The organism is Tangfeifania diversioriginum, assembly GCF_900141875.1.
Lineage (GTDB): Bacteria > Bacteroidota > Bacteroidia > Bacteroidales > Prolixibacteraceae > Tangfeifania > Tangfeifania diversioriginum.
Map to the genome: position 1 here is coordinate 20,698 of NZ_FQZE01000041.1, position 10,676 is coordinate 31,373.

The 10,676-nt window shown below is 42.5% G+C and carries 13 protein-coding genes; 9 read left to right on the forward strand and 4 right to left on the reverse strand.

Annotation, left to right across the window (positions count from 1 at the left end):
- Nucleotides 1-11 precede the first annotated feature (11 nt).
- The 9 genes from BUC07_RS18490 (at nt 12) to BUC07_RS18530 (ending at nt 6,661) form a co-directional block, all read left to right on the forward strand.
- Nucleotides 12-1,316 (forward strand): O-acetylhomoserine aminocarboxypropyltransferase/cysteine synthase family protein, encoded by a 1,305-nt coding sequence (locus tag BUC07_RS18490; protein WP_073173365.1) that lies wholly within the window; start codon nt 12-14, stop codon nt 1,314-1,316.
- 103 nt (nt 1,317-1,419) lie between these two features.
- Nucleotides 1,420-2,337 carry a homoserine O-acetyltransferase MetA gene (gene metA / locus BUC07_RS18495; RefSeq protein ID WP_073173367.1) on the forward strand — a complete coding sequence of 306 codons (918 nt, stop codon included), beginning with the start codon at nt 1,420-1,422 and terminating at the stop codon, nt 2,335-2,337.
- An 83-nt stretch (nt 2,338-2,420) separates the two neighbouring features.
- The gene (gene elbB / locus BUC07_RS18500; protein ID WP_073173370.1) at nt 2,421-3,068 is read left to right on the forward strand and encodes an isoprenoid biosynthesis glyoxalase ElbB; all 648 of its coding nucleotides are present in this window, start codon (nt 2,421-2,423) and stop codon (nt 3,066-3,068) included.
- A gap of 4 nt (nt 3,069-3,072) precedes the next feature.
- Complete coding sequence (locus tag BUC07_RS18505; RefSeq protein ID WP_175552572.1) at nt 3,073-3,762, forward strand: TatD family hydrolase; 690 nt, start codon at nt 3,073-3,075, stop codon at nt 3,760-3,762.
- Nucleotides 3,763-3,790: 28 nt separating this feature from the next.
- Nucleotides 3,791-4,501, forward strand: coding sequence for a tRNA threonylcarbamoyladenosine dehydratase (locus BUC07_RS18510; protein ID WP_073173376.1), 711 nt, complete (start codon nt 3,791-3,793; stop codon nt 4,499-4,501).
- 319 nt (nt 4,502-4,820) lie between these two features.
- The gene (locus tag BUC07_RS18515) at nt 4,821-5,129 is read left to right on the forward strand and encodes an RNA recognition motif domain-containing protein (RefSeq protein WP_073173380.1); all 309 of its coding nucleotides are present in this window, start codon (nt 4,821-4,823) and stop codon (nt 5,127-5,129) included.
- Between the two features lie 10 nt (nt 5,130-5,139).
- The gene (locus tag BUC07_RS18520) at nt 5,140-5,334 is read left to right on the forward strand and encodes a cold-shock protein (protein ID WP_073173385.1); all 195 of its coding nucleotides are present in this window, start codon (nt 5,140-5,142) and stop codon (nt 5,332-5,334) included.
- A gap of 115 nt (nt 5,335-5,449) precedes the next feature.
- A complete protein-coding gene (locus tag BUC07_RS18525) occupies nt 5,450-6,109 on the forward strand; it encodes a B3/B4 domain-containing protein (RefSeq protein ID WP_073173388.1) in 660 nt (219 codons plus the stop codon).
- The gene (locus tag BUC07_RS18530; protein ID WP_073173390.1) at nt 6,110-6,661 is read left to right on the forward strand and encodes a 1-acyl-sn-glycerol-3-phosphate acyltransferase; all 552 of its coding nucleotides are present in this window, start codon (nt 6,110-6,112) and stop codon (nt 6,659-6,661) included.
- Between the two features lie 79 nt (nt 6,662-6,740).
- Here BUC07_RS18530 and creD read toward each other — a convergent pair whose 3' ends face one another.
- The 4 genes from creD to ilvA all read right to left on the reverse strand — a co-directional run bounded on the left by creD (nt 6,741) and on the right by ilvA (nt 10,417).
- Entirely contained in the window at nt 6,741-8,063 is a 1,323-nt protein-coding gene (gene creD / locus BUC07_RS18535; RefSeq protein ID WP_073173393.1) for a cell envelope integrity protein CreD, read from the reverse strand.
- A 59-nt stretch (nt 8,064-8,122) separates the two neighbouring features.
- Nucleotides 8,123-8,419 carry a winged helix-turn-helix domain-containing protein gene (locus BUC07_RS18540; protein ID WP_073173396.1) on the reverse strand — a complete coding sequence of 99 codons (297 nt, stop codon included), beginning with the start codon at nt 8,417-8,419 and terminating at the stop codon, nt 8,123-8,125.
- 4 nt (nt 8,420-8,423) lie between these two features.
- Nucleotides 8,424-9,044: a hypothetical protein gene (locus BUC07_RS18545; RefSeq protein ID WP_073173399.1), complete on the reverse strand. Its 621-nt coding sequence runs from the start codon at nt 9,042-9,044 to the stop codon at nt 8,424-8,426.
- Between the two features lie 110 nt (nt 9,045-9,154).
- The gene (gene ilvA / locus BUC07_RS18550) at nt 9,155-10,417 is read right to left on the reverse strand and encodes a threonine ammonia-lyase (protein ID WP_073173402.1); all 1,263 of its coding nucleotides are present in this window, start codon (nt 10,415-10,417) and stop codon (nt 9,155-9,157) included.
- Nucleotides 10,418-10,676 lie beyond the last annotated feature (259 nt).

Genomic DNA, 10,676 nt, shown 5'->3' on the forward strand with positions numbered 1-10,676 from the left:
ATAAAGTAATTATGACAACAAAAAATTTGAAATTTGAATCGCTGCAATTGCATGCAGGTCATGAACCCGACCAAACAACCCACTCGAGAGCAGTACCGATTTACCAGACAAGTTCCTACGAATTTAACGATGCCGACCATGCGGCCAATCTTTTTGCGCTGAAAGAGTTTGGGAATATTTATACCCGGATAATGAACCCTACTTCTGATGTGTTTGAACAGCGGATGGCCGCTCTCGAAGGTGGTGTGGCTGGTTTGGCAGTTGCTTCAGGGCATGCCGCGCAATTTCTCGTATTCAACACCCTTTTGGATGCAGGCGATAATTTTGTTACATCACCCTATTTGTATGGTGGTTCGTACAATCAGTTTAGCGTTTCGTTTAAACGGCTGGGCATTGAAGCCCGGTTTGCCGATGACCTGAATGTGGCTAATTTTGAAAAGCTGATTGGCGAAAATACAAAAGCCATTTATTTTGAAACAATTGGAAACCCGGGATATGTTGTGCCCGATTTTGAAGCTTTTGGAGCACTGGCCAAAAAATATGATATTCCGCTTGTAGTTGACAATACCTTTGCTGCGGGAGGCTATCTTTTCAGGCCAATCGATTACGGGGCAAATATTGTTGTGGAATCGGCTACTAAATGGATTGGTGGCCATGGAACCAGCATTGGAGGAGTTATTGTCGATGCCGGAAATTATAACTGGGGGAACGGAAAATTCCCCGGCTTGACAGAACCTTCCGAAAGTTACCACGGATTGAAATTCTGGGACGTATTTAATTTCGACAGCCAGTTTGGTAACATCGGTTTCATCATTAAAGCGCGTGTAGAAGGTTTGCGCGATTTTGGTCCGGCCATTAGCCCGTTTAACTCATTCCTGTTGCTCCAGGGGCTCGAAACGCTCTCGCTGCGCATGGACCGGCATGTCGAAAACACGCTGGCGCTGGCCAAATGGCTCGAACAACACCCCAAAGTGGAGAGTGTTAATTACCCGGGCCTGGAAAGCAGCCCGTCGTATGAAAATGCCAAAAAATACTTTCATAGAGGTGCTGGCGGAGTGCTGTCATTTGTTGTGAAAGGCGATAAAGAAGCGGCTAACCAGGTTGTGAATAACCTTGAAATGGTAAGCCACCTGGCCAATGTGGGCGATGCCAAAACCCTGATTATTCAGCCCGCTGCAACCACCCACCAGCAATTGCCTGAAGAAGCACAAATTGCTGCAGGCGTTTATCCTTCGCAACTGAGGGTGAGTGTAGGCTTGGAGCACATTGATGATATTATTGCTGACTTTGAACAAGCGCTGGATAAAATTGGTTGATTCAATTTTAGTAGTGAGTACAGAGTAGTGAGTAGTGAGAGAACGGTTGTGTTGTTAGGAGAATTCTCATTACTCACTACTAATAATCTAAAATCTTAAAAAAATGCCTGTAAACGTTCCCGATAAATTGCCAGCAATTGATATCCTGAAAGAGGAAAATATTTTTGTAATGGACGAAACACGCGCCCAACATCAGGATATTCGTCCGCTAAAAATTATTATCCTGAATTTAATGCCCCTGAAAATTACCACAGAAACTGATTTGCTGCGGCTGCTTTCCAATTCGCCGCTGCAAATTGAAATCGATTTCATGAAAATAAAAGGGCATACACCTAAAAACACCCCGTCGGACCACATGGAGCAATTTTACCAGAATTTTGATGAGCTGAACAACAAGAAATACGATGGAATGATTATTACGGGTGCACCGGTTGAACTGTTGCCGTTTGAGGAAGTGAAATACTGGGGTGAAATGCAGCAGATTCTCGACTGGGCGCAGCACCATGTTACTTCCACCTTGTTTATTTGCTGGGCTGCACAGGCTGGTTTGTATCATTATTACGGAGTTCCGAAATATCAATTGCCTCAAAAAATGTTCGGGGTTTTTAAACACACGCATTTCAATTCGCAATTGCCCATTTTACGTGGTTTCGACGATGTATTTTTTATGCCCCATTCGCGCCATACCGAAATCAGGGCCGAAGACATTGAGAAAGTTGATGAACTGCAGATTATTGCACAGTCGGAACAAGCCGGAGTGGCTATTGTAAAGGCCAAAAAGGGACGGCAGCTTTTTATTACCGGGCATTCTGAATATTCGCGCTTTACACTCGATAAAGAGTATAAACGCGACTTGAAAAAGCAACTCCCGATTCAGCTTCCTGTGAATTATTATCCGGATGATAGTCCAGGACAAACACCTTTAATGCGTTGGGGGTCAGCTGCTAATTTGTTGTTTTCAAACTGGCTCAATTACTACGTTTATCAGGAGACTCCTTATAATTTGGAAGAAATAGATTAACCAGTGGAACGATTCCCGTTCACTCATTTTAAATTTTCCGCTATAAACTGTAATTTTGGGTGAACTTTTAAAGGAAATGAACCATGAAAAAGATAGCAGTTGTTTTAGCAGGAAACGGAGTTTATGACGGATCAGAAATTCATGAAGCTACATTAACATTACTCGCAATAGCGCGAAAGGGAGCCCAGTATCAATGTTTTGCGCCCAATGTAGATCAGGCCCATGTGGTAAACCACCTTACCGGTGAAGAAATGCCCGAGAAACGTAACGTACTCGTGGAGGCTGCCCGTATTGCCCGCGGTGATATCAAGCCGCTTTCAGAATACAAAGCCAAAGATTTTGATGCCATCGTTTTTCCGGGTGGTTTTGGAGCAGCCAAAAATCTTTGCACATTTGCTTTCGACGGGGAAAATTGCACTGTGAATCCCGACGTTGAAAAAGCTGTGAGGGAAACTGTAACAGCTGAAAAGCCAATTGGTGCGCTGTGCATTTCGCCAGTGATACTTGCCAAAGTTCTGGGCGATGTAAAAGTAACCATCGGGCAGGATGAAGGAACGCTTCAGTCCATTGAAAAAATGGGGGGTGTGCACGAAATAACTTCACACGGACAAATTGTAACCGACAAAAAATACAAAGTAGTTACCACACCATGCTATATGCTCGAGGCCAGTATTGACCAGATTGCTGACGGCGCTGAGAATGTGGTTGGTAAAATACTTGAAATGGCTTAAAAAAATGCCGATAAATCCCATTCCATATATTGATATTCACACCCATCAATCCCGGCAGAATGAGGATGTGGTTACAGTGCAAAACCTTTTCCCGGGCGGGAATATTCCTTCATTCAACGGGAAGAACTTTTTTTCAGTCGGATTACACCCCTGGGAAATAAAGTCAAAGACCGAAAACAACGAAAGGCTCGTGATGATGGAAGATGCACTGGAACTCGACCATGTGATTTTTGTGGGGGAATGCGGCCTCGATAAAAGGACTGATACCGATTTTAATGAGCAGGTGAGGGTTTTTAGGGCACAGGTTTTTATGGCCGAAGAATACCAAAAACCGTTGATAATCCACTGTGTAAAGGCTTATAATGAAATTATTGAAATCCACAAAAGTGAACACCCGTCGGTTCCGTGGATTTTTCACGGATACAACGCCAACCGGGAAATGACTGAGCAACTTGTTGAACGGAATATGTTTTTTTCTTTCGGGAAAATTCTTTCAAACGACAATGCCAAAGCGCTCGATTCATTTCGGTTTTTACCGATTGAAAAAATATTCCTCGAAACCGATGAGTTCGAAGGAGATATTGGTGAGATTTTCAGAAGGGGAGCGCGATTAAGGAATATGCCGCCAGATGATTTAAAAGAAGCTGTCTGGGAAAATTTTAACCGGATCGAGAATGTCAGCTTTAAGGTGTGAAATTTTAATTTTTAAAACATTGTAATTAATGTCGTGGCTCGAACGTACTGAATTGCTCCTTGGCCCTGAAAAACTTGAAAAGCTTAAAAATGCCAATGTACTTATTGTAGGTTTAGGCGGAGTGGGAGCTTACGCCGCCGAAATGATTTGCCGTGCCGGTGTGGGCAAAATAACAATTGCCGACAGCGACGTGGTTGAAGTTTCGAACAGAAACCGGCAGCTGGCGGCACTTGTAAGCACAACCGGGCAATCAAAAACTAAAATATTGGGCAACCGGCTTCTCGATATAAATCCTGAACTTCAGCTGAACCTTGTTAATGAATTTATCCGCGACGAAAAAGCCCTTCAACTGCTCAAAAGTGAGCCGTTCGATTATGTGGTTGATGCCATAGATACACTTGCACCCAAAGTTTTTTTAATTCATCACAGTTTAAACCTGGGGTTAAAAATTGTAAGCTCCATGGGCGCGGGCGGAAAAATCAATCCATCGCTTGCTCAGGTAGCTGATGTTTCCAAATCGTACAATTGTAAACTGGCGAAAATGCTGCGCAAAAGGCTCTCAAAACTTGGCATAAAAAAAGGATTCCCAGTTGTGTTTTCTCCCGAAGAAATAGCAACTCACGCTGTACGGATTGAAGAAGGGCAAAATAAAAAATCAACAGTGGGTACTATTTCGTACATGCCACCGGTTTTCGGATGCTTTGCAGCCAGTGTGGTAATCACTGAGTTAGTGAAATAAAACAGGTTTTTTGAAAATCGATCGATATTTGTTTGTAAATTCCAATTTTAGTTTAACTTTGCGATGTGATTCTAAAGATGATTTTGAACTTTTTTATATTTCGATTGTCTGGGAATGAGTAAATTGGTCTTTTTTTAATGAAAATTTTTAAGGTATTCTGCTACCGGGCATTGTTATCCTTTCACGTTTTTCACCACGATTCACTTCAGTTTCTGAGATTCTTGTAATTCGGTATTCTTGTAAAGTCGCGTCTGAACAACACTTGGGCACATCGTCTTTGTAGGCAGAACCTGTTTTATTAATTTTAATATAGTAACAAATGAACATTTATGTTGGAAATCTTCCGTATAGTGTAGTTGAGGAAGATTTAAGAGAAATTTTTGAAGAGTATGGCGAAGTGGCCTCGGTTAAAATCATTAATGATAAACTGACCGGTCGCAGCAAAGGTTTTGGTTTTGTTGAAATGGATGAAGACGATGAAGCCAAAAAAGCCATCGAAGAATTGAACAACGCCGACTTAAGCGGACGTAACATTAAAGTTAACGAATCACGCCCAAGGTCAAATGACTCCAGAGGTGGAGGCAACCGCAGAGGCGGTGGTGGATTTAACCGCGGAGGTCGTTATTAAGGGAGGTCTTATGGAAGGTAAAGTAAAATGGTACGATGCTGTCAAAGGCTATGGTTTTATCCATACTGATGACGATAAAGATGTTTTTGTGCATCGTTCAGGAATTAAAGATGCACAGTTTGGACTAGAAACAGATCAGGCCGTGCAGTTTGAAGTAAAAGAAAGCGACCGGGGTCCCGTAGCTTTTGATGTGGAAGTAATCTAACGACAAATAGTATAGAATGAAAGGGTCTTGTTTTGCAGGACCCTTTTTTTGTGCCTTTTCGTTGCATTTTATGTAGATTTGAATTTTTAAAAGAAGGATTAAAATTTCAAGTTGAATGACTACTATTTCAATTTCTAAAGAATTAAAGGAAAAGGTTCCGGGGATTAAACTTTCCTGCATAGAGTGTGATGTTTATGTGATGGAAACCAATGATATGCTTTGGGATGAAATTAAGCTTAAAATCGAAGAATTATCTGAAGCTTTAAAAATCAGTCAAATCAGTAAGTTACCAGCCATTGCAGCATCGCGTAAAGCCTACAAAGCCTGCGGGAAGGATCCGGCACGCTATCGTCTTTCGGCGGAATCACTCCTGCGAAGGGTGGTGAAAAACAAGGCGCTTTACCAGGTGAATAATGTGGTTGATGTGTTGAACCTGGTATCAATTACCACTGGTTTTTCAATTGGCGGGTACGATCGCGATAAAATTGATGGAAAAGTTGTTATGGGTATTGGATCTGCTGCCGAACCCTACGAAGGAATAGGACGCGGCAAGCTCAATATTGAGTTTCTTCCCACATTCAGAGATAAAAAAGGTGCCTTTGGAACACCGACCAGTGATTCGGAGCGAACTGCTGTAACTCAAAATACGAAACGCTTTTTAATGGTAATCATCGATTTTGGGGATGGTGATTTGAAGGCAGCAAAAAAGATTGCTGCTAACTATTTGGAACGGTTTTCTTTTGGCCGGAATTTTAAACTAAAAACAGTTAGGTAGATGCAAAAAATAAGTGCTTTTTTATTGCGGTTGCTGGGATGGAAAGTGAATGGTTTTGTAGTTCCCGAGCCAAAATGCATCATCATTGGGGTGCCTCACACCAGTGCCTGGGATTTCGTAATATCTTACCTTTTTTATACTTCGCTGGGAGGTAAAGCCAGCGTGCTGGTAAAAAAAGAATTCTTTTTCTGGCCAGTCGGTTTTTTTGTCCGGAAAATGGGAGGTGTGCCTATCGACCGTTCAAAAGGAGCCAATGTTATTCGGCAAGCGGTTCATCATTTTAAAACCAGGGAGCATCTGCACCTGGCCATGACTCCTGAAGGAACCCGAAAACCGATAAAACGCTGGAAAGCCGGCTTTCATACCATCGCGAAAATGGCCGATGTGCCGGTGTATCTCGGCAGTTTCGACTGGGGGCCGAAGGTGATTTCCATCTGGGAAAAATTTGAACTCACCGACGATGCCCAGGCCGACATCCGGCGTATGAAAGATTTTTACCGCGAAAAGGGCATTCAGGGAAGATTCCCGGAAAACTTCACTACGGAATATTAGTTTTTGAATTGACTTTCAATAAACAGAAGCTGGAAATAGGAAAAGTACCTTTATTACCAGCTTCCGACTTCCTGCTTTCTTACTCACCGTACCAGTTGATTTTCCGGGTAAAAAACATGGTGAGCCCAAGCACCACAAACAATCCGATGCTGCCCACCAAAAGCGCGTAGGTTTCCAGTTGCATCAACACAAAAATAAATCCGAAAGAAAAAGTTAAAATAAGGGTTTGAATAACCGAGTGGATCCATCTTTTCAAGAACGTTCGCGAGTAGGCAAATACCAATGTAATAACCGCCAGGGCCGAAATAAAATAAGCCAGGTTAAACCCAACCTGTTCGGAAATGGATAAAAGCAGCAGGTAAAAAATCAGTACGGCAAATCCGATAAGAATGTACTGGAACGGATGCACTTTTTGTTTGCTGATTATTTCATTCAAAAAGAAGGAAAGAAAAACAAATAAAATTACCAGAATGGCATACTTAGCTGCGCGCGAACTTTTTTGGTAATGGTCGGCTATTGTAATCAGTTTAACCCCAAAATCGGCTTCAGTAACCCGGTATTCGTTGTTTTTCCACTGTTGGGGAAAGTTGCGGTTAAAGTTCAGCACTTTCCATTGAGCCGAGAAACCTTCTTTATCGATGGTGTGGTCGGTTGGCAAAAAGTTCCCATCAAATCCCGGGTCGTTCCAGTCCGATTGCAACGCCACTTCGGTGGTTTCGCCGAGCGGTGCAAATTTCAGCGATTCAGATCCTTTCAGGTGAAGAGAAAAACGAAAATCAGCCGGAAAATTTTCGGCAGTGAGGTGGGAGAGTGGCAATGAAATTCCATTTTGCCCCAGCAGTTGGTTTTCCATTCCGGGAGTAAATTCGAAAACAGAGTCGTTCCAGGAAAATGAAATACGGTCGCTGATGCCGCGCAAGTCGCTGATGGCAACCTGGATTTTTGCCTGTTCCCACAAAATATCCACGGGTGGAATTTTCAACCTCTGAATTTCTGACCCTTCAAAATGGCCTGAGAAATTCACTTCCGATTCGTAAACCACGGTTTCATAAATGCTTCGTTTTCGTTTTTCGGGAAATATTTCTCCGTTAATATTCAGTGTCTTAGGCAAAATGTAACATTCGCGAATAATTTCAGTTGTGGCGTTTCCATCTTTTTTAAAACTGCGCTCACGGTACGGAATTGCAAGCACCAGCCCTCGCACGGTTTGGGCGAGCGACCATGTTTGCATCACCTCCTGTGAGCTGGTTTCGGCGGTGTGTTGTCGTTGCCCGATGAGGTCGATAATCATAAATTTCGGAACGAGCAAGGCCATTGTTATAATCCCGATGATAAACACCTTGAGGGTAATCTGCCAGTTGATTGACTTCTGTTTTTCCTGAATAAAATTTTTTGTTTCCATTGTATTGAATTTATTTTTACAAAGAACTTTGGATTTCAAAGTAAAGAGTGAAAAAAATATTACAGTTGTTTTAAAATATCTTCAAGTGCTTTGATGTGGCTGTCGAACGCGGTACTGCCGGGTGGTGTGATTTCGTAAGTAGTATTTGGTTTTCGGTTTTTAAATGTCTTAATCACCGCAATGTATCTCTCTTTTTCGAGTGCTTTAAGGTGGCTGGCCAGGTTGCCGTCGGTAACTTCGAGCGCTTCCTTTAAATAATTAAACGACACCCGCGGATTCACCGAAAGAATTGACATGATTCCGAGCCGCGTTTTGTTGTCGAATGCTTTATTTAAATTTTGAAAACTATTTTTCACAATGCTATTTGTTTGTCGTGCGTTCGTACCTGAAATACATCAATGCACCGTAAATTATATGAATTGCACCAAAACCGAGTGCCCAAAACAGCAACCCCAGCGAAGGGAGCAGTGCAGCCAATATTCCGAGGGAAATCTGGAATATTCCCAGTTGAAAAATTTCCTGCCGGGTAAACTTGGCTGCATTAACCAAAGCCAACCCGTAAAAAATTAGACTGCCGGGGGCTGCAATTTCATAAATGCCATTGAACAGGAATATTAAAATTAGAATTCCGCCTGAAATTATAGGAATGGCAAGGTTTATCAGCATTAACCTTGAACCCGGATTCCAGATTTTTTTGTCTCCTTTCCGGGCTTTGCGCCAGGTAAGCAGAATGACAGTCACTAACGATAAAACCAGTACAATTGCCGCCAGTAAAAGCAGGTCGGGCAGAACGTTTTTATTCAGCACCCATCCAAATAATTTGTTGGTGTAGATGATGCTCTCTGCCATAAAAGCGCCCAAAAGCGCATAAATGCCTACAAGCACTCCCGATAAGCCACTTAATGAAAGGAACCGGCTCGACTCTTCCATCATTTTCCGGATTTCCTTTATTTCTGCGAGATAATTTTCAGTTGTCTTCATTTTAAAAGTACTTTGAATTGCAAAGTAATGAAATAAAATGATAATTTCAAATAAGGAGTGCTGATTTCTGCCAAGAAAATTACAATTCAGTCTTTTTATGATTGGGGAGATCAAACTAAAAACTGAAACAAATCCGGTTTTTCATTCAGGTATTCATATATAAAACCGTTTTCTTCCATTCGCTTTACCAGCCCGTAATAATCCTCTTTTTGCTGCACCTCAATGCCGATAACCGCCGGCCCTTTTTCGCGGTTGGTTTTTTTCGAATATTCAAAATGGGTCACATCGTCGTTGGGGCCGAGCACCACATCCACAAAAGTGCGCAGTGCGCCGGCACGCTGTGGAAAGCGGACGATAAAATAGTGCTTCAGCCCCTCGAACAGCAGCGAGCGTTCCTTGATTTCTTCCATGCGGGTGATGTCGTTGTTGCTGCCACTCACAATGCAAACCACATTTTTCCCTTTAACTTCATTTTGAAACTGCTCAAGGGCAGTAATGGAAAGTGCACCTGCCGGTTCAATCACCAGGGCATCGTGATTGTACAACTCCAGGATTTTGGTGCAAATACGACCTTCCGGAACGGTTACCATTTCATCGATTACCTCACGACAAACATCAAATGTGAGTGCACCAACTTTTTGTACCGATGCGCCGTCCACAAATTTATCGATGGTTGAAAGCTCAATATTTTTTCCTGCTTCAAGCGATTTTTTCATCGACGGCGCACCTTCGGGTTCCACGCCAATTATTTTTGTTTTCGGGCTCACCTGCTTAAAATATGCCCCCACGCCGGCTGCCAGTCCGCCACCGCCAACCGGGATAAACAGATAATCAATGGGGTCTTTTGTGTCCTGCAAAATTTCGAGCCCCACTGTGGCTTGGCCTTCAATAATTTGCTCGTCGTCGAAAGGGTGGATAAAGGCCATTCCGGTTTTTTTGCAATCTGCTTTGGCTTCATTCTCGGCAGTATCGTAAGTATCACCCGTTAAAATAATTTCCACATTTTTCTTTCCGAACATCTCCACCTGCCTGATTTTTTGTTTGGGCGTAGTAGCCGGCATGTAAATTTTTCCTTTTATGTTGAGCCTGCTGCACGAAAAAGCAACGCCCTGTGCGTGGTTGCCGGCGCTGGCACAAACAACACCTTTCTGCAGCGATGATTTTGGCAATTGAGCAATTTTGTTATATGCCCCGCGAATTTTGTATGAACGCACGGTTTGCAAATCTTCGCGTTTCAAAAAAATGTTGCTATTAAATTCTTCTGAAAGATTGCGGTTTTTCTCCAGCGGAGTGTGACTGGCAATTTTGTTCAGCGTGATTTTTGCCTGTGTGATGTCCTCCAGTCTTGGGAAATATTTTTTATCTGCGTTCATTCTGTTTCGTTTTATGCAAAGGTAACAATAAACTGAAAGTCGTGTTTTGTTTCCGGTTAAAGAGCGCCGCATCATTTCAGCGGTTCGTTATTATTTAAAGGTTCTGGCTGCCTGAAATTTCCGGAGTTTATGTAATTTATGTTGACTTTTGCAGACAAGTATATTAACCTACCTTATACACAATCATGCAACGTTGTTTAATTGTGCGAGTTGATTCTCAAGAAATTTAATACGCTTTTCTTTAAATGCTGCTTGGTTC